Raw genomic sequence first — 19,730 nt, forward strand, 5'->3', positions numbered from 1 at the left:
AAAAACAAAGGGTCGTGACTATGAATATTATCATAACTGGAGGGGCGGGTTTTCTCGGAACCCTACTTGCCAAATCACTACTAAAAGAAAACAAAGCTGAAAGTATTACTATTGTCGACATTCAAAAGTCGCGCTTAGAGGGCATTGATGACCGAGTCGTTTCTTTAGTCATGGATATGACAAAGCGAGAAAATATAGACCAAGTTATTACTGCCGAAACGACACACATTTTTCATTTAGCGGCAATTGTATCGAGCCATGCTGAGCAAGATTTTGATTTAGGCGTAGCTGTAAACCTGACGACCACACAGTTATTGCTTGAGCGTTGCCGTAAAGTAAACCCTAATATTCGTTTTACGTTTGCTTCATCTTTAGCTGTATTTGGTGGTGATCTTCCGGAAACGATTACACCAATAACAGCACTTCATCCTCAGTCGTCCTACGGGACGCAAAAAGCTATAGGTGAGTTATTGGTGAACGACTATGCCCGTAAAGGCTTTGTTAAAGCTGTATCCGTACGTTTACCGACTATTTGTATTCGCCCTGGGAAACCAAACCTTGCCGCTAGCTCTTTCGTAAGCGGAATTATTCGTGAGCCTTTGAATGCTCAAGAATCAAATTGTCCTGTAGACCCTACGCTAAAACTTTGGATATCGAGCCCGTCTAGAGTGGTGGACAATATTCAATATGCAGGGCTAATGCCTTATGAGCAGTTAAATAATCTGTCCTATAGAACGCTTAATTTACCTGGTATTCAAACTACACCAGCTGAGATGATTCAAACAATGGACACTCTAATGGGTAAACAACTTTCTAATTATATTACCTATGAGCATGATGCGGGTATTGATCGTATTGTGAGTAGTTGGCCACAAAAAATTGATTGTACTAAAGAACTGGAGCTTGGATTTAAAGCAGACAGTAATTTCAAGGATGTATTACAACAATTTATTTCTGTTAACAATATGGAGATTGTCTAATGTTACCAACCTCAGTAATTGGACTAATAGTAGCCGTATCAGTCCTTGTTTTTCTTGTATTACGTACAAAAGTACATGTGTTAATTGCGATGTTAATTGCGGCATGTATCGCAGGTATTATTGGTGGGTTAAGTGTTGACGACACGATTGCGACCGTTAGCAAAGGATTTGGTGGAACATTAGGCGGTATAGGGATTGTCATCGGTCTCGGCGTTATGATGGGGGCTATTTTAGAGGCTTCTGGAGCAGGAGAAAGTATTGCCTATAATTTTATAAAGTGGTTAGGAAAAAAGAAAGAAGAGGCCGCTCTTGCTGTAACTGGCTATATTGTTAGCATCCCAATCTTTGTGGATAGCGCGCTTATCATTCTTTATCCAATAGCGAAGTCTTTGTCAAAAACGTCCAATCGCTCGATTTTAACGCTTACGGTTGCTCTGGCGGGCGGCTTGGTCGTAGCGCATCACGCTATTCCGCCGACTCCAGGGCCTTTGGGAGTTGCTGGTATCTTTGGTGTCGATCTTGCCAGCATGTTAGGTTTTGGTTTGATGATCGCAGCGCCTTGTGTCATGGGTATTGTTTGGTATGCAAGATGGTTAGAAAAGCAGTTTCCTGAATTCATTCCAACCGAACATTTCTCGAAGTCTAGTGAGCAACTGATTAATGATCACAAAGAGTACATTGCAAGTAAAGAAGCGAAAGACCTACCATCTTTAAGTAAATCTATCGCTCCAATTATTATCCCAATTTTACTTATACTTGCGAAATCAGTGATGGGTTTATTAGAGGGGACTTTCGGTTTCGAAGGGCTGACTGCAACAACATTTGGTCAATTTATCGCTTTTATCGGCAGCCCTACTATTGCACTATCAATAGCGACGTTACTAGCGGTTTACACATTGGGTAATAACCTTACCAAAGAAGAAGCGAATGAAAAGATGGAACAAGGAATCTCCACTTGTGGCATCATTTTGTTAGTAACAGGAGCTGGTGGCGCGTTAGGTGCCGTATTGCGTGAAACGGGTGCGGGCGCAGAGATTGCCAACCAAGTTGCAGGGCTTCCTATTTCTGCGGTTATGATTCCATTTATTATTGCGACGTTAGTTCGTATTATTCAGGGCTCTGGTACAGTCTCCATGATAACCGCTGCTTCTATATCTGCCCCAGTTTTAGTGAATATTCCTGACGTTAACCTTTTATTCGCAGCGACGGCAGCTACGATGGGATCTCTATTTGCTGGCTACTTTAATGACTCGCTATTCCATATTGTTAATCGATTAATGGGGGTGACTGAGGTTAAGAAACAACTCATTATTTGGACTATTCCAACAACAATTGCTTGGGCTATTGGTGGTTCATTAGTCATGATTCTTAACTTATTCTTCGGATCTCATGGTTCAATCTTTGATCCTGTGTTACCACTTGCTGTACTTTTGGGGTGTGTTGCATTTACAAAATCTTACAGCGCTAAGCACGTCGAATTACAAGAGGTATAAAGGTTTACTTGTACTCTTCCATAAAGTAAAAACCTATCACAATATGTATTTTTATCAGATAGTTTAGAGTTTTTTAATAATATGAACGGCCCTATGTTTGGGCCGTTTTAGTTCTTATAAATAAACTATTTAACTTGAACCGATATAGGTTCCATTTTCAACTTAATCAATATGAAATGGAATTTTTATTTCCCGCTTAGTAAGCGACTACCTATAAAGGATATATTCGAGTTTAACCCTAGTGACTTTACTCTAGCGAAGTAGGGTTACTTTATATAAGAGTCCAGTACTTTTAATACGACTTCCATATCTTTTTCACGTTGAGTTTTGTCTTCCTCAAGTACAACGTGCTCAAGTAAGTGACCTTTAATTACTTCTCGCATCAAACCATTTACTGCTCCCCGAATAGCGGCAATCTGCTGCAACACATCTTGGCATTCATGCTCTTCTTCCAGCATTTTTTTAAGTCCGTTCACCTGACCCTGTATTTTACTGACTCGAGTGTTGAGCTTCTTTTGATCTCTGGTTGTATGCGACATGTCTTATCTTCTTTACGTTACGGGCCGAGTTATTCTAACTGATAATGTAGCACTCAATTTATACTGGGGGGTAGTATTTAATACTAGGGGGGAGTATAGTTTGCGATAAATTAGAATCAACAACAGAGAACAACAATGGATTTTGTCGCGTTACTACAACAAGGTAATGGGTGGTTCTTTATTCCCAGTGCCATTTTGCTTGGCGCCTTGCATGGTTTAGAACCTGGGCACTCTAAAACGATGATGGCGGCGTTCATTGTCGCGGTGAAAGGAACGGTCAAACAAGCCGTGATGCTGGGTTTAGCTGCCACACTTTCTCACACTGCAATTGTATGGTTAATCGCTGTTGGCGGGATGTATATTAGCCAGAAATTCACCGTTGAAGCGGCTGAACCATGGATGCAACTTATCTCTGGGGTCATTATCGTGACAACCGGCGTATGGATGTTTTGGCGGACATGGAGCGATGAGCGAGCTTGGAACAAAGCTCAGGATCATGCTCGCGATTGGACGACGCAAGTTGTGGATACAGGACATGGGCATGTTTCGCTTTTGATTACAGAGGAAGGGGAGCATCACCGTTTCCAGTTGCGAACACTCAGCGGTAAACCTTTAACTGCTGAAGGTATCAAGGTTTCGGTATCGAGTGATGGTTATCAACCTGCTGATATTTATCACTTTATAGAGCGTGATGGATACTTGGAATCGGCGTCTTGCATTGAAGTCTCTAATGGACTTTCTGTCACTTTGATCATCGGGCACCATGATCATACCCATGACTTTGATGTACATTTCCGTCCTGGGTCTCATTTAGAAAGCGAAGATAAGGAATATCAAGATGCTCACGAGCGCGCTCACGCTTTAGACATTCAAAAGCGCTTTGAGAATCGAGACGTGACGAATGGGCAAATTCTGCTGTTTGGATTAACGGGCGGTTTGATTCCATGCCCTGCTGCGGTAACGGTTTTGCTTATCTGTTTGCAGCTTAAGGCAATCACTCTTGGTGCGACTTTAGTTGTGTCATTCAGTATTGGCTTAGCCTTGACTCTGGTTGCTGTTGGCGTTGTGGCAGCAGTGGGCGTGCAAAAAGCGACATCTAAATGGAGCGGTTTGAATGATGTTGCACGTCGAGCTCCTTACTTATCGGGCGTCTTGATCAGTGCAGTTGGTTTATACATGGGTATGCATGGATACATATCGCTGACGAGTTAAACTCTGTGGTAAAGATTTTTTCCTTTCTTTTTTATGGGCAATGGCTTCATGCCTTAGTTTGCATATTTTGCTGCCGATTCTTGATTGAGAACCACTCGATCTGACATCGCTTCCATATCTACAAACCAAGTCATTCTCGCTTCACCAAGCATCTCGGATTACAACCGCTGCGATTGTGGCTCTAATATCTGAACCTGAGATACTAAATGATAAAACGGGAGCACTGACCACAGCGCTCCCGACGGCAAAACGCTAATTAGAACTCTTTTCTTTAATGTTCGATACCAATTTGGTCGCATAGTTAAATTTAACTATGCAAACGTTTCCTTTTACGTACTCGTCCCTTCGCCAAACCTCGTAGAAATGTGACGTTTTGAAGACTTTTTTTCCTTCTGTCTAAAGTAATCGGGAACCAAGCAGATACATAGTTATAAAGTTATGTCTTGCTCTGCCAAACAGACCCAAAATGCAGTTTGGTTGGTTTTGGAGAAGAAAGGCTTAGCGCTCGATTAATGAGCATCAATTGAATTGTATTGAGACAATTATAATGAAAAGAATCATCTTATTAGCAGTCTGCGCCATGTTTGGTATTGCTGTCGTGGCGAGTATGGCATCAACGTACCTAATTTCGAGTCAGAAAATCGATGACATCATCTTAAACAAATCCCAAGTTCAAGCTGAGTTTCTAGCGGGAAATGCGAGTTATATTTTGGAGAACTCAGCCAATCCAATGCAAGATTTACAATCGCTTGTTGAGGGGCTGAAACAACGTTCAGACGTGAGTTATGCCGTTGTAATTGACCGTAACGTAACGGCAGTAGCCCACAGTGATAAGCACAAGCTGAACAAAACCTATAACGATGAATATACTGTTGAAGGCGCGACGAGAGGTGTTCAACAGTACTCAAAGTGGTATGCCGATGTCCAGAAAGTATGGGTGTTTGACATCATGGCACCAATTTATGTGGATGGCCAGTTATACGGTACTTTTGATATTGGTATTCCTATTACCGAAGTGAGCCAAGCGACGAATGGAATTATTACTTACCAGTTGATCTCTATGGTGGCGATCTTCGTTATGTGTGTTTTGATTCTGTCACTTCTGCTAAATAAACTGATGAGACCGCTTTCTGCGCTTAAAGACGCTCTACAAGACATCTCAAAAGGAGACGGAGACTTAACCGTTCGTTTGCCAGCGAAAGGTAATGACGAAGTCGCGCAAATTTCTTCTGCTTTCAACGTTTTTGTTGGGAAAGTACATGAGATTATTACACAAGTTGTAAATACTGGTGTGGAGCTTAATAGTTCAGCTGTCGCTTTGCGTGGGCAATCTCAACAAGCGCTCACAAGAGGGCAAGAGCAGAACGAGCAAACCATGCTGGTTGTCACATCCATGAACGAAATGATTGCGACGGTCAATGAAATTGCCTCCAATGCTGCCGGAGCGGCAAATGCTGCGAGTGCAGCAAGTAATGAAGCGCAAGATGGCTACACGACGCTAGAAAGAACCAAAACGGCGATGACTAATCTTGAAAACGAGATGAACAGCACTTCCAACATTATCGTGAGTCTTGCTGAAAATACTCAGTCGATTGGTAGTATTCTAGAGGTGATTAGAGGTATTTCGGAGCAAACCAATCTATTGGCTCTCAATGCGGCTATCGAAGCGGCACGCGCTGGTGATGCCGGCCGAGGTTTTGCAGTAGTTGCTGATGAAGTTCGCAACCTAGCGACTAAAACGGCTCATTCTACCGATGAAATTGACAATATGATTCACCAGCTACAAACTGAAGCTCAAAGTGCGGTGAATTCAATGAGTAATAGTAAGACTCTTATTGAAGAAGGAACGGCAGAAACCGAGTTAGCTCGACAGGCTTTAGAAGCAATAGCTGCACAAGTGACGACTATTTCAGATATCAATACTCAAGTAGCAACCGCAACAGAACAGCAATCAACGGTAGCAAACGAAATTAATATGAACATGGATACCGTCAGCCACTCAGTGAAAAGTGCGCTAACGGCGAGTGAGCAACTAGAAGCATCAAGTCAACAACTCGCGGAGCTATCGCGAACACTCGATCGTCACGTAGGAGCGTTTAGAATCTAAACGCCAACTGACCCTCTTTAATAAAAGCCAGTAAATGTTAATTGCTGGCTTTTTTATTTGAAAAAATCGAGTCTCAAATCGCTTAGCGGTGTTTGTCCTTTCTAGACGATAAAACAGAATACGATAAATTAGTTGAGTAAAGCTTAGCTAGGCGTTAAGTTTTGCGTTTTGCTTTAAATGTTCAACAAACATAGATATTTTCTTAGCTACATGTTTTCTAGACGAGTAAAAGGCGTAAAGCACTAAATCCTCAGGTTCGTACTCTAGAGTGACGATTTCTAGCTCACCATTTTTGATCTCATTTTGGCATGACTCAATTGGCAATATTGCGTATCCAAGCCCTGATAACGCGCCATATCTGGCGAGATGACCGCTGTTTACTTTGAATGAAGATTGCACAGTTTGAGTAATATGGCCCCCAGCAGGGTTTCTGAATACCCATGGTGCACCATTTACTGCGGTAAGCGTCGTGATGCAGGGAACATGACTTAGATCCGTAATTTTGTAAGGGGTGGCGTATTTCTCAATTAGTTGAGGCGCGGCTAAAATGGCACTGGGCCAGCGTTTTATCTCTCTCGCCACCCAGTTACTGTCTGACAAAGTCCCTCTATGAAAACTCAAAATGACATCAAAGCTATCAATAACATCATCTTTAGGGTTTAGCGTTGTATCGCAAGACAAAGAGATTGACGGGTATTGCGTGCAAAAGGTGACAACCGCTTTGGCCAGTACAGGTGTGTCTGGCATAAGAATTCGCAGTTCCCCTGTTACCGTGTGTGAGTGGCGCGTTACCGTTTCTAGTGCGGCGTTGAGTTGCTCCAATAACGGACGAGTGCTGCTATAGAGCTCTTCTCCAGCCTCGGTAGGCGTCATTCGCCTTGTTGTTCTATTGAACAACCTAATGTTTAACTTTTCTTCAAGCAGGGCAATGTGTCGGCTGACATTTGATGTTGGTATATTCAAACACTCAGCGGCTCGCTTAAAGCTGCTGTTCTCATAAACACAGTGAAAACTTTTTAACCAGATTTGGTCAACGTTATCAAACATTTCATTATCCCATTTTATTGGATTATCAAGCCAGCATATCGCACTTTATCCCTGTACTAAGTTACATACAATTTTATTTACAAGTTTAAGCGAACAAACAACGAGATATCGCGCTAGAACGTAATCAATAGTGGTGAATTTATGAGCTGGTTAGAACGGTTATTTGAGAATAAAAATATAATAGGTTCGCGCAAAGCGTCTATCCCTGAGGGCGTTTGGACAAAGTGTCCTGAGTGTGAACAAATACTTTATAGTGCCGCGTTAAAAGAAAATTTGGAAGTATGCCCTAAATGCTCATATCACATGAGAATGGCTGCGCGTCAAAGGTTGATCTCTTTTCTGGACCATGGAACACAACAAGAGTTGGCAAGTGAGTTGGAGCCACAAGATATTTTGGGTTTTAAAGACTTAAAGCGATATAAAGAGCGAATTGCTTTAGCACAGAAAACGACTGGAGAAAAAGATGCGTTGGTGGTGATGGAGGGCAAGTTATTGGGGCTGCCTGTTGTTGCGTGTGCATTCGAATTCTCTTTCATGGCAGGCTCGATGGGCGCAGTGGTTGGCGAGAAGTTTGTCCGAGCAGTTGAAAGCGCAATTAATACAAAATCTGGGTTAGTATGTTTTTCCGCTTGCGGAGGGGCGCGCATGCAAGAGTCTTTGGTGGCACTCATGCAAATGTCAAAAACCAGCGCCGCGTTAAACCACTTATCTGAGCACAGATTACCCTATATCTCAGTATTGACGGACCAAACTTATGGTGGCGTCTCGGCGAGTTTAGCGATGTTAGGAGACATCAATATTGGTGAACCTAAAGCAAGTATTGGCTTTGCGGGAAGACGGGTCATTGAGCAAACGGTACGTGAAAAGCTACCAGACGAGTTTCAGCGAAGTGAATTTTTACTAGCGCATGGTGCGCTAGATATGATTGTCGATAGACGTGAAATGCGCGATCGCGTTGGCCGCTTACTGGCTAAGTTAACCAACGCGAGGGTGGTCTCAGAATAGGTTGTATTAAAATTAGACTTAGTACTTGCGTTTATTGAGCCGTAATCATTACAAACCGTTCATTTTGCCCCCATCTTGGTTCCGCATTCATTAGGCTGAGATCCAACGCCGTTTGGTATGGGTCAACAGCAAAATGGTTGCTTACTAACCCCCAGAGCATCCAGTTGATTGCGGTTTCATTCTCGGTAAGCTCTTCGAGTGGCGCTTGGAGGAAAAAGTACTCATCTTCGCCATCGTAACCGAGCCGATCATAGATAATGTTGCGTAGCTCTCGATCCAAATCATGTTGGAGGTTGATTGAGTCGTACAGTTGCTCTTCTGTTGGGCCATTCTCATGGTGATAAACATTGCGTTTTGACTCTTTGTGTAAAGTACCTGCGCCAGTTTCAATGCTTACTTTCTTTTGCGAGTGTTGCTCAAGAACTTGAATGATTTCATCCTCTAGTTGATCGAGTTTACTCAGCAAAACTTGATTGTTTATGTCACCAGCGGGGGAGGCCATCGTTTGGAAGGCTTTCACTCTCTCGTAGACTGCTTTCCCGTGAGGAAGGGCTGCAAAACACTGTTCTTGGAGCGCTTCATTGGCTTGCCAAATGCCCGAGTAGAGCTCGTAATCATGTGTATATGGTGGAAGCTCTTCAGTATCTTCCCCTAATAATTCTCGCCAGCGCTTTTGCCACTGTTCTTCTTTTGCGTGTTTTACACGCGCGTATTGCTTAACCCAGCGGTTACGAAGTTTTACCCCAAAAATGGCAAGTCCCCATGGAGCGAGCAAATAAAAATAATAGTGAGAAGAGTTATCCCAAAAGTAACCGTAAACGTAAACACCAAAAGCAAGCACCCAAGTTCCAATAGTACAAGCAATAACCCCGGACATTATTGATGATTGGCGCTTTGTTTCTCTTAATGTATTACCTTCAGCACATAACCAAAAAATGCCTCCAAAAACAAAGGCAAACGTTGTCATGAAGTAGGCAATCCCCGCTCCCAAAAATCCCCAAAGTGACATGTATTATCCCTAGCCAAATATCTGCTTTATTCACTCATCAATGACTGGAGGAGTAAATGTGTTTGATTTGGCGGAGAATTTACCATTAATGCCAGCCTTTTGATATGCACTCGATGACTTATTGGGAATGAGTCACAAATAAAAATAGATGGTATCAAGCATCAAAATTTAATTTAGAACCTTTGATTGTCGTGAACTCTATCTGGAAGAGTTAAGGGGGGCGTTTAAGGGCAATTTTCCTCATAAAGTCGTTATTTAGAAAAAGGTAAATTAATGTTTTTATTGATAATTGTGAGTTTTTTGGGAGTGGGATTGCTCCCATTTAATTAGAGTAAAAGACCTATTTTTGGGAGCGGTTTCATAAATTTTATGACACTGATTTCACTGTTTGAGCTGTAAAGAATATAAATCCCCACTCAATGTATGTTAATAATCAATGAGTGTTGTTATGTCTCATATCCGTTTTTTCCCGCGCCATCGTTTGGCGCTTGCTTGTATGCTAGCGAGTGTGTCTGGCTTCTCTTTTGCACAAAATCAGTGTGCTGTTGCTGATTTACAACAATCGCGAGATCTGGCTACTGCCGTTTCTGGTGCTGAGTATGATTGCTACCACGCTTGGTTTTCAGCACCTTCAGAAACGCTGAATGATATCTATAGTGAAGCGAGCCTAAGCCGTATCCAAGTCGCGCTGGATCAAGAAATCGCTCGCTATCGTGGTGAAGCAGATCAAGCTCGTATTCTAGAGAACCTAGGCGAATTTATTCGAGCGGCCTACTACGTTCGCTACAACGCTGGTACTGGTACACCTGAGTTTTCGCAAGCGTTGAGTCAGCGTTTTGCTCAGTCGACGAACCTATTCCTAAACAACCCTCATGCTTTGGATCAAGGTCGTGAACAAGTTGGTGCAATGAAGAGCCTGACTTTGATGGTTGATAACGTTAAGCAGTTGCCGCTGACCATGGATAGCATGATGGCCGCGTTGATGCACTTTAATCGTGAAACCGCGCAGGACACGCAATGGGTCGATGGTTTAAACAACTTGTTCCGCTCTATGGCAGGCCATGCGGCGAACGATGCGTTCTACCGATACATGGCAAACAATACACACCATATTGATACGTTGGTGAAATTCGCATCTGATAATGCTTGGGCATTAGATACGGATGCAAGCTTTATCGTTTTCAATGCATTACGTGAAACTGGTCGTTTGCTCGCGAGCCCAGATCAGGAGACCAAACGCAAAGCATTGGCAGTAATGCAACAGGTGATGCAGCGTTATCCACTGGGTAGTGAGCATGACAAACTATGGCTTGCTGCCGTTGAAATGATGAGCTACTACGCACCAGAAGGCCTAAATGGTCTGAATATTGAGCAAGCCAAGCAAGATTTAGCTGCACGTGTAATGCCAAATCGTTTTGAATGTCAGGGACCTGCCATTATTCGCTCTGAGGATCTGACCGATGCTCAAGCAGCGAAAGCGTGTGAAGTGCTAGCGGCAAAAGAAGCCGACTTCCATCGAGTTGCGAATACGGGTAATCAACCTGTCGCTGATGATTTGAATGATCGTGTTGAAGTGGCGGTATTCGCGAGTAACACTAGTTACGTTGATTACTCTTCATTCCTATTTGGTAATACAACGGACAACGGTGGTCAGTACCTAGAAGGTGACCCTTCAAAAGCGGACAATACTGCGCGTTTCGTCGCTTATCGCTACGCGAATGGTGAAGATCTCTCTATCTTGAACCTAGAACATGAATACACGCACTATTTAGATGCACGATTTAACCAATACGGTTCGTTCAGCGATAACTTGGCTCATGGTCATATTGTTTGGTGGCTAGAAGGTTTTGCTGAATACATGCATTACAAGCAAGGTTACCAAGCTGCGATTGAGCTGATTGCAGATGGTAAACTGAGCCTTTCCACTGTGTTTGATACCACGTACTCTCACGATACCAATCGTATCTATCGTTGGGGTTATCTAGCTGTTCGATTCATGTTAGAAAATCATCCACAAGACGTCGAAAGCTTGTTGGCATTGTCGCGCTCTGGCCAGTTCGAACAATGGGCACAGCAGGTGACGTCTTTAGGTCAACAATACGATGCTGAGTTTGAACGTTGGTTGGACACATTAAAAGTGGAACCTGAGCAACCTGATACAGACCCAGAAGAGCCAACAGAACCAACAAGCCCTGAAGCACAAGTGACTGAATTGACGGCGAACCAAAGCCTTCAGCTCAGTGGCGAAGCATACAGCGAAAAACTGTTCTACGTTGATGTTCCAGCCAACACCGTTAACTTCAATGTATCTATTGAGGGTGCGGGTGATGCGGATCTTTACATGAGCTACAACAAAGTCGCGCATTACTATGATTTCGAAATGAGTCAATATGCTGACGGCAGCAATGAAGAGATTGTGTTTGAACCAGAGCAAGATGGTTACGTTAAAGCGGGTCGTTACTACATCAGCTTAACTGGACGTGATAGCTATGACTCAGTAAATCTTGTGGCTGCGTTAGAAGTGGAAGCGCAAACACCGCCAACCCAAGTGCAAGATGATTTAGCACCTGTGGTACTAGAGTCTGGTGAAGCCAAAATGCTTACCGTTCACAAGCAGCGTTATGCAGCAGTTTATGTGCCTGAAGGTGTAGAAGAGGTTCGTGTATGGCTAACGGCTCACTCTCAAACTGGTAATGTCGATCTATACGCGAGTAGGGAGCATTGGCCTACAGTAGAGCAGCACGAGTATGCGTCCAACTATGCAGGCAGCAATGAATACCTTGCGATTCCTGTTACTGAAGCAGGGTACGTGCACTTCGCTCTTCAGGCCCCAGAGCAAGGCGATGACGTTGAAATGCTAGTGCACTTCAACTAAACAGGTTCGATTAACTAAAGTCGAGATAAAACGTCGCTGATACAGCGACGTTTTTGTTTATATCGGACACGATTATAAACAAACAGCGGCGAATGCTAGTTAATCGGCTGATCTATCGAGTTATCAGTTGCCCTTTTTCTAAACGACTTTAAGTTTGTATTGCAATTTACCGAGTACATAAACTTTTTTAGCGACGCGTTCTGTGACCTAGCTTCTGATTTGTGCTTCCCAAATGGATACAATATATATGCACCCCGTGCAATAAAGTGAAAAGGGAAAGACATGAAAACGCTTATTTATGAAACGTTGATTAGCCTTGCTAACCAAGAACCAGAACAACATGCAAGAATCCGACAAAATCTCTATGAACAGTTGGATCTGCCGTTCGATAAGCAGCTGGCTTTGTATTCTTGTGCCCTTGGTCCTGCAAGTTCAGGCAAGTTGGAGAGCAGTCAAGGCATTAACAACGCGGTAGATTGCGCGGTTAAACTGCTTGAAACTCCTGAGCGCTAATTCACTCGTTGTTTTAATCACGGCCCGAACCCCAAGGGCCGTTTTTAATTGCGGTTAAATTGATTTCAACGTCGTTATTACTCTGCTCTTTCCGCTAGCACTTCTTTGAATGCAAACATGCCGTTTAATGCCGCGGGAAAACCTGCGTAGACGGACATCTGCAAAATGATCTCTTTAATCTCATCCTCGCTACAGCCTACATTCAGCGCTGCATTTAAGTGCACTTTTAGTTGCGGCGCGCAATTCCCCATTGCCGTTAGCGCGGCGACGGTTGCGATTTCTCTCGATTTTAGGTCTAAGCCCGGGCGAGCATAAATATCGCCAAACGGATACTCAATGGTGTACTGAGCTAAATTAGGACAAATATCTTGTAAGCTTTCGATGACATTATGACCAGCGTCGCCATCAATTTGAGAGAGTAGTTCTAATCCTTTGTTAAAGCGTGATTGTTCCATTGGTATGTTCCTAGTGAATAAATGTAAACACACCTTAATCGTTAGAGTTAACTCTAAGTCAACGAACTTTTCCGCTTTTATACAAGGCAATTTTTTCTTCTAGAGCCGATAAGTGCTTTTTCTGTTGCTCAATGTGGCGTTTGAGGTTTTCTTGGTGTTGTTCTAACAGGGCTTGACGTTGTGGTACAGATTGAGAGCCGACTTCCCTTAATTTGGCATACTCTAGAATCTCTTCAAGTGGCATTGCAGTTTCTTTTAAACGCTTAACAAAGCTTATCCAGTTTAGATCTTTCGAACTATACATTCGATGTCCACTCGCGTTTCTATGGACATGTTTAAGTAAACCGATTTTTTCATAGTATCGAAGTGTATGAGCAGATAGCCCGACGAGGTCAGAAAATTCTTTGATATTCATTATTATCCTCCAAGGTAGAGCATACCCCATAGAGATAAGCTAAGTTTCGCATTTTGAAGTCATTTCGGGACAGATACAAACAGAAATCTTTAGTCTTTTAACGCTAGGTATGGTGATTTACTGGATTTTTGAAACGCGCCAAACGTGATCCATCTGCCAGTTTCGTTTTATTAACAATTGATTACTCAACGGGTTGGCTTGGCTATTTTTATCCTTTGGGCCTATTTTAGGGCGTACATAGGTCTTATGTTCTATCTTTTTAAATTTAAGTTTTTGTTAATCAAAACAATGCCTTAGTTTTGTGTTGGTCTGTTCGGGTTGTATGTCGTGTGCCCGTTATTCACTCAGAACGATTTATCGCTGTGCAATGGATGAGTCGCTACGCCTTCGATTTCAGCCTTGAGTTAGTGCTAAAAGGGTGAGTGCCTCTGATGAATAGCTTTTATAATTTCGATTATTGAATTCACTCACAAAAAAATGCAAACAAGTAATCGTGAGTGGAAACGAGCAGGAGAACAACATGAGTGGCTCACAGGAAACACAATCATTCGGTGCAAACGTTATCTTACATGCGTTTGATTGGAAGTATGCTGACATTGCCCAACGAGCAAAAGAAATCCGCGAGCTTGGTTATGGCTCTGTGTTGGTTTCGCCACCAATGAAAAGCGCACACGATGAGCGCTGGTGGCAGCGTTATCAACCACAAGATTATCGTGTTATCGATAATGCTTTGGGTGATACCAAAGATTTTATTCATATGGTTCGTGAACTGGAGCAAGTTGGTGTGTGGGTTTATGCCGACGTAGTGTTTAACCATATGGCAAATGAGGCCCACCTTCGCAGAGACCTTCAGTACCCAAGACAAGAGGTCTTGGAGGAATACCAGAACAACAAACAGAAATATCAGTCGCTAGCGTTGTTTGGCGATCTATCTCAACCACTTTTTGATGAAGAGGACTTTGTTGAAGCATTCGGCATCAAAGACTGGAAAGATAAGTGGCAGGTTCAAAACGGACGTATCACAGGTGGACCAACCGATCCTGGCTTGCCAACTCTTCGTGTTTGTGACCATGTCGTTGAGCAGCAGCGAGCGTACCTAAAGGCGCTGAAAGCTATTGGTGTGAAAGGTTTTCGTATTGACGCTGCGAAACACATGACGTTAGAGCATCTTAAGCGTGTTTGGACAGACGACATCACGCGGGATGTGCATATATTTGGTGAAATTATTACCGATGGCGGTGCGACGGAAGAAGAGTATCAGCTGTTTCTTGAGCCGTATCTACAGGAAACTCGCCTAGGTGCGTACGATTTCCCTTTGTTCTCAACCATGTTTAAGGCGTTTGCTAAAAAGGGCAGCTTCAAGTCTCTGATTGATCCCTATTGTTTTGGTCAGGCTTTGTCCCCCGGTCGTGCGATTACATTTGCTATCACACATGATATTCCTAACAATGATGTCTTTCTTGATCTCATCATGGACGAGGAAAACGAATGGTTAGCTTATGCCTATATTCTAGGCCGAGATGGCGGTGTGCCGTTGATTTATACCGACTTAAACACCAGCGGTATTAAAGGTAAAAATGGTCAGCCAAGGTGGCAAGGTGCATGGAGCGACCCGAGAATGGCAAAAATGATCCAGTTCCATAATATGACGCATGGCGAGCCGATGAGTGTTCTTGAAGGTAACGATGACATGCTCGTACTTAAGCGAGGTGACAAAGGTATTGTGGTGCTTAATAAATCACAGCGTCAACAGTCTTTGACATTAAAAACGGATGGCAATTGGGTTGATTTGATGACAGAACAAATCATTCCAACTGACGGTAAGTTAATCGTACCATCTAAGTCGTCGATGTTACTTGTCGCGAACTAGAAGATGTACACACCGAGCTTAGCAACTTCGGTGTGTATGTTTTTCATCGTCATTCACGTTCTGCTGAAGTTCAATAGAAACTCAAACTCTCTCGTTTTTGCTAGAAATTTATGAGCACTCGTTAACGCAACATTCTGCTTTTAAAAAACCAATTACGTCATCTAAGCACTGATACTCTGCAACACAAAAAAGGGTTCTACCCTCGCGGCGCTGGGTGAGAAGACCAGCTGAAGCAAGGCTCGAGATATGATGAGAGAGAGTGGATGCTGGAATGCCAAGCTTTTCTTGTACGCCGCCTACCGCGATACCTTTGTATCCCGCTTTGACGACTTCTTTGTAAATACTTAAACGAGTCGGATGCCCTAACTCTTTTAGTGCTTTAGCAACGGCTTCAAGCTCCATACTGACCTCTAAAGAATGACCACAGTAATTTTGTTTCGATAATAGGGAAAGTCTCGGTAAATGCCAACTATTACGATCTCAGAACAATTTAAATCAGATGAGATTCATGCTGGCTAATGCCTTCATGACAACAATTGTCTGTTCTAATGAGACAGATCAATCTTCATTATTATTTCACGCCACGTTCAAAATCCCTCGTCTACACTCAATGTTGAGTTGTCAGTTGGCAGACCAAGGAGGCGGCCATGATTGCGGTTCATAGAGATTATTGTTTGTCTAACAGTTCGGATTTACATGCCCACGTTAAAGTCAACCCTGTTGGTAAATTAGAAGTTGAGATTGTTGAACTTCAAGAGCGCCACACCACAGAGTTTGATGATTTGTCTTTTGAGAGTCGTGGGTGTGAAACTCGAATCTGTGGTAAAGAAGACACAACTCCGTGGCAGTTCAATCTTGCAGTTACTGATGCGTTAGAGCTTTCTCATTTAGTGGAAGAAGCAAACGAAGAGTATGAGATTTTAATGAATGATCTTATGTAATATCGAGAAGATCATTTTATCCTGCACGGCGTGTGGCTCTGTACTGAAAAAATAAAAACCTCCCAAGTGGGAGGTTTTAATATGGAGTGCGTTATCGTTGGATAGGCTCTTCTCTTGGTGGTGTTAGCTCTTGGACGTTATCTTCATTAAAATCATCGGCGTAACCTTTAGGTGGCGGTGTCCAACCACGTTCTGACCGCGATAGTTTGTCATGACGATCTTTTTGCATCTCTTCCGCCATTTTCTCCTCTAACTGAATAAACAGTTGTCGGAAATTGTTGTCATAGCGTTCACCTTCAGAATCATCCTCCCAAGCTTTGTAAAGTATTTCTGACTTACGTGCTTCAACACGCTTATATGTCGCCTTCTGTTGTTCAACAAAGAAGGGGTGAATGCCAAGGGCTTTCATTGTGTGACCGCCCATCTCCAATGCAGAATGGTAGGTCTCTGATTCAATAATATCAGCCCCCGCTTGACGCAAAAGATAGCCATGTCCACGGTCAAAGGCACGTGCAATCACTGTTACTTTTGGGTACGTGTGCTTAACGTACTTCACCAGTTCTACACTCGATTCTTGGTTATCAATCGCCACAACCAACGCAGCGGCGTGCTCAATGCCGGCTGTATGTAGCATATCTGGTCGAGTCGCGTCGCCAAAATAGGCGCGAGTGCCAATCTGGCGCATGTTATCGACTTGGTCAGATTGATGGTCAAGTACCACGGTAGTCACGCCGTTTGATACCAATAGGCGATTCACTATTTGTCCAAAGCGGCCGATGCCGGCGATGATCACCGTGCCTGTTTCCTCAATCGTATCGCTTTCGCGTTCATTTGACTGGCTTTCAAAGCGCGGCAGAATCACTCTATCAAACAGAATAAACAAACCTGGTGTCAGGAACATCGAAATCGCAACCACTAACGCAAGAGTTTGTGAAAGTTCAAATGGGATGACGTGGTTTTGCACTGAAAAGCTTAGAAGCACAAAGCCGAATTCACCTGCTTGAGCCAAGCTTAGGGTAAACAGCCAGCGGTTGCTGCCTTTCACCCTAAATATCAGTGCAAGAATAAACAGCACCAAGGCTTTCAAAACCATCACGCCAATGGTCAATGCCATGACCAACCAGAAATCACCAAAAAGGACCGAGAAGTTGATCCCTGCGCCAACGGTAATAAAGAACAGACCTAACAATAGACCTTTAAATGGTTCGATATTGGATTCTAACTCGTGGCGGAATTCACTGTTCGCCAATACAACGCCAGCCAAGAAGGTTCCTAAGGCAGGAGATAAGCCCACTAAACTCATCAGTGCAGCGATACCAATGACAAGCATGAGTGCAGTTGCGGTAAAGATTTCTCGCAAACCAGAGCTAGCCACATAATTGAGCAGAGGTCGACTTAAAAAGTGTCCACCAACGACGACGATTGCTATCGATGCTGTGATTACGATGCCGTATGCCCAGCCTGGCAACCCCGCAACGAGGCTTAATTCTTCATGGTGCGCTGCGGCTGTTTGTGCTGCGGACTGTGCCTGTTCAATTAATTCAGGTAAGGCCAATAGGGGAATGAACGCCAACATTGGTATCACTGCAATATCTTGAAAAAGCAACACGGAGAAAGCGTTTTGTCCACCTTCCGTCTTCGTTAATCCTTTTTCGCTAAAAGTTTGCAAAACAATCGCAGTAGAAGAGAGGGCGAAGATCAAACCTATGGCTAAGGCTATGGTCCAAGGCTGGTCAAAGTATAAGGCAATACCCATAATCGCCGCGACGGTACCGCCGACTTGCAGACCTCCTAAACCCATTAAGCGATTGCGCATCGCCCACAACATTTTGGGTTCGAGCTCTAAACCAACGAGAAACAGCATCATCACCACGCCAAACTCGGCAAAGTGCTGGATTGTTGTTGTTTCTTCACCGACTAAACCGATAATTGGGCCAATGACCACACCTGCGATGAGATAGCCTAAAACGGACCCAAGTCCCAAACGCTTAGCAAGTGGGACTGCAATTACAGCAGCAATCAAATATATGAAGGCTTGTAAGAATATTCCTGTCATGAAGCCTCCTTAATGAGCTCTGGCAATGCGCTGTTAAGCTTGATTAATGACGCCGCAGCTTCAACATCCAACCTATCTTCGACTAAAGCTGTTAGCAGGCTCTTGTACCGCTCAACATGACGAGGGATTCGCCCTTCTTCATCTGCTGTACGTGCGCCAAACATCGCGAGAGGGGCAATGTAGTTCATGCCGGTCAGTGCGGACATTTGTTCAATGGGCGCAAGCAGTTGACGAATCGTAAAGTGGTTGTAGCCCTCTGCCTTATAAGCTTCTTCTTTGCCCCCTGCAGACAGCACACAAAGCATGGTCTTACCTTGCAGTGCTGTGCCATCTGTACCGTAAGCAAAGCCATATTCCAAAACCAGATCTTGCCACTCTTTTAAAATCGCAGGCGTTGAATACCAATATAGTGGGAATTGGAAAATCACCACGTCATGCTCACGTAAGCGTTGCTGCTCACGGTCGATATTAATATCGAAACGAGGGTATTCGCCATAGAGATCAACACATGTCACGCCTTCAATTTTTTGAGCTTCTTTGAAAAGTGGAGTATTCACTTCTGAACGATGCTGGGAAGGATGAGCAAAGAGAATGAGTACTTTTTTATTTGCCATAGGGATCCTTGCTATCTAAATAACCATGCCCAGTAGGAGCGCGGGTTGGTTAGAAAATGTAACTCATAAATGATCGCCAAGCTAGTTTGGAAAACTGTTTAAGCTGTTTCAATATCAATAAAAAACCACCAAATAAATTGGTGGTTTTGGGAAGTGTTACGTTTTACTAATCATGAATAGGGACGACTAGAATATCCACCGGTGACTTGTTAATTAAGTGTCTGGAGTAAGAAATAATCTTGCTCCAGAAATCTTGGTGGTGACCACAAATCAGAAGATCCACTTCTTGCTCTTTAATGGTGACCTCTAATTTATCAGCCAAGTCGCCAGTACCTACGAAGAAATGTTTAAGTGGGTAATCCATGTAATCACTAAATGTTTTTAAACATTCCATTGAATGCTCATTCAACGGCCTTTGATCCGGGTTCTCTTTAATGTCTACAAGCTCGCGATAGATTTCTCCGTGCGTACCATCAATATGGATAAAGGAGATATCGGAGTCGAGATAGTTTGCCATTGATACCGCTCTGTCGATAAGCACGGTGCTTTCATCTGACAGTTCGAGTGCAACAAGGATATGTTTGTATTTCATAACCACG

The 19,730-nt window shown here is 43.4% G+C and carries 18 protein-coding genes; 9 read left to right on the forward strand and 9 right to left on the reverse strand.

Features of this window, described 5'->3' with window-relative positions:
• Window positions 1-20 precede the first annotated feature (20 nt).
• Both denD and H9L11_RS19145 read left to right on the forward strand, forming a co-directional pair.
• The gene (gene denD / locus H9L11_RS19140) at window positions 21-980 is read left to right on the forward strand and encodes a D-erythronate dehydrogenase (RefSeq protein ID WP_017635260.1); all 960 of its coding nucleotides are present in this window, start codon (window positions 21-23) and stop codon (window positions 978-980) included.
• A complete protein-coding gene (locus H9L11_RS19145; protein ID WP_005375369.1) occupies window positions 980-2,473 on the forward strand; it encodes an SLC13 family permease in 1,494 nt (497 codons plus the stop codon). The genes denD and H9L11_RS19145 overlap by 1 nt, the downstream gene beginning before the upstream one ends.
• 266 nt (window positions 2,474-2,739) lie before the next feature.
• Here the strand turns inward: H9L11_RS19145 and rcnR are convergent, their stop codons facing one another.
• Complete coding sequence (gene rcnR, locus H9L11_RS19150; RefSeq protein ID WP_005375370.1) at window positions 2,740-3,012, reverse strand: Ni(II)/Co(II)-binding transcriptional repressor RcnR; 273 nt, start codon at window positions 3,010-3,012, stop codon at window positions 2,740-2,742.
• A 135-nt stretch (window positions 3,013-3,147) separates the two neighbouring features.
• On the opposite strand from rcnR, the gene H9L11_RS19155 reads away from it, so the two are divergent.
• Window positions 3,148-4,224, forward strand: a complete 1,077-nt coding sequence (locus tag H9L11_RS19155; RefSeq protein WP_005375372.1) for a nickel/cobalt efflux protein RcnA — start codon at window positions 3,148-3,150, stop codon at window positions 4,222-4,224.
• A 547-nt stretch (window positions 4,225-4,771) separates the two neighbouring features.
• Window positions 4,772-6,331, forward strand: a complete 1,560-nt coding sequence (locus H9L11_RS19160) for a methyl-accepting chemotaxis protein (protein ID WP_031778895.1) — start codon at window positions 4,772-4,774, stop codon at window positions 6,329-6,331.
• Between the two features lie 147 nt (window positions 6,332-6,478).
• Here H9L11_RS19160 and H9L11_RS19165 read toward each other — a convergent pair whose 3' ends face one another.
• Complete coding sequence (locus H9L11_RS19165) at window positions 6,479-7,378, reverse strand: LysR family transcriptional regulator (RefSeq protein ID WP_205391400.1); 900 nt, start codon at window positions 7,376-7,378, stop codon at window positions 6,479-6,481.
• A 141-nt stretch (window positions 7,379-7,519) separates the two neighbouring features.
• Here H9L11_RS19165 and accD point away from each other — a divergent pair, with 141 nt between their 5' ends.
• The gene (accD, locus tag H9L11_RS19170; RefSeq protein WP_064354563.1) at window positions 7,520-8,383 is read left to right on the forward strand and encodes an acetyl-CoA carboxylase, carboxyltransferase subunit beta; all 864 of its coding nucleotides are present in this window, start codon (window positions 7,520-7,522) and stop codon (window positions 8,381-8,383) included.
• Between the two features lie 31 nt (window positions 8,384-8,414).
• On the opposite strand, the gene H9L11_RS19175 is transcribed toward accD, so the two are convergent.
• Complete coding sequence (locus H9L11_RS19175; RefSeq protein ID WP_005375380.1) at window positions 8,415-9,392, reverse strand: hypothetical protein; 978 nt, start codon at window positions 9,390-9,392, stop codon at window positions 8,415-8,417.
• 448 nt (window positions 9,393-9,840) lie between these two features.
• Between H9L11_RS19175 and H9L11_RS19180 the strand changes: the two genes are divergently transcribed.
• On the forward strand, window positions 9,841-12,267 hold the full coding sequence (locus H9L11_RS19180) for a M9 family metallopeptidase (RefSeq protein ID WP_005375382.1): 2,427 nt from the start codon (window positions 9,841-9,843) through the stop codon (window positions 12,265-12,267).
• A 282-nt stretch (window positions 12,268-12,549) separates the two neighbouring features.
• A complete protein-coding gene (locus tag H9L11_RS19185) occupies window positions 12,550-12,780 on the forward strand; it encodes a PAS factor family protein (RefSeq protein ID WP_005375384.1) in 231 nt (76 codons plus the stop codon).
• A gap of 77 nt (window positions 12,781-12,857) precedes the next feature.
• On the opposite strand, the gene H9L11_RS19190 is transcribed toward H9L11_RS19185, so the two are convergent.
• Both H9L11_RS19190 and H9L11_RS19195 read right to left on the reverse strand, forming a co-directional pair.
• Window positions 12,858-13,235 (reverse strand): carboxymuconolactone decarboxylase family protein, encoded by a 378-nt coding sequence (locus H9L11_RS19190; RefSeq protein WP_205391401.1) that lies wholly within the window; start codon window positions 13,233-13,235, stop codon window positions 12,858-12,860.
• A gap of 58 nt (window positions 13,236-13,293) precedes the next feature.
• On the reverse strand, window positions 13,294-13,650 hold the full coding sequence (locus H9L11_RS19195) for a MerR family transcriptional regulator (RefSeq protein ID WP_005375386.1): 357 nt from the start codon (window positions 13,648-13,650) through the stop codon (window positions 13,294-13,296).
• A 520-nt stretch (window positions 13,651-14,170) separates the two neighbouring features.
• Here H9L11_RS19195 and H9L11_RS19200 point away from each other — a divergent pair.
• On the forward strand, window positions 14,171-15,520 hold the full coding sequence (locus H9L11_RS19200) for an alpha-amylase family protein (protein ID WP_005385092.1): 1,350 nt from the start codon (window positions 14,171-14,173) through the stop codon (window positions 15,518-15,520).
• 108 nt (window positions 15,521-15,628) lie between these two features.
• On the opposite strand, the gene H9L11_RS19205 is transcribed toward H9L11_RS19200, so the two are convergent.
• Complete coding sequence (locus H9L11_RS19205; RefSeq protein ID WP_005375388.1) at window positions 15,629-15,922, reverse strand: metalloregulator ArsR/SmtB family transcription factor; 294 nt, start codon at window positions 15,920-15,922, stop codon at window positions 15,629-15,631.
• 245 nt (window positions 15,923-16,167) lie between these two features.
• Here H9L11_RS19205 and H9L11_RS19210 point away from each other — a divergent pair, with 245 nt between their 5' ends.
• Window positions 16,168-16,461 (forward strand): hypothetical protein, encoded by a 294-nt coding sequence (locus H9L11_RS19210; RefSeq protein WP_005392536.1) that lies wholly within the window; start codon window positions 16,168-16,170, stop codon window positions 16,459-16,461.
• A gap of 91 nt (window positions 16,462-16,552) precedes the next feature.
• Here the strand turns inward: H9L11_RS19210 and H9L11_RS19215 are convergent, their stop codons facing one another.
• The 3 genes from H9L11_RS19215 to H9L11_RS19225 all read right to left on the reverse strand — a co-directional run bounded on the left by H9L11_RS19215 (window position 16,553) and on the right by H9L11_RS19225 (window position 19,723).
• Window positions 16,553-18,517: a monovalent cation:proton antiporter-2 (CPA2) family protein gene (locus H9L11_RS19215; protein ID WP_005385095.1), complete on the reverse strand. Its 1,965-nt coding sequence runs from the start codon at window positions 18,515-18,517 to the stop codon at window positions 16,553-16,555.
• Entirely contained in the window at window positions 18,514-19,131 is a 618-nt protein-coding gene (locus H9L11_RS19220) for an NAD(P)H-dependent oxidoreductase (RefSeq protein ID WP_005375391.1), read from the reverse strand. Before H9L11_RS19220 ends, H9L11_RS19215 begins: the two co-directional genes overlap by 4 nt.
• 166 nt (window positions 19,132-19,297) lie before the next feature.
• Window positions 19,298-19,723, reverse strand: a complete 426-nt coding sequence (locus H9L11_RS19225) for a universal stress protein (RefSeq protein WP_005375398.1) — start codon at window positions 19,721-19,723, stop codon at window positions 19,298-19,300.
• Between the last annotated feature and the right edge of the window lie 7 nt (window positions 19,724-19,730).

Source organism: Vibrio sp. sp1 (genome assembly GCF_016920955.1).
In the GTDB taxonomy this organism is placed as follows: Bacteria; Pseudomonadota; Gammaproteobacteria; order Enterobacterales; family Vibrionaceae; genus Vibrio; species Vibrio alginolyticus.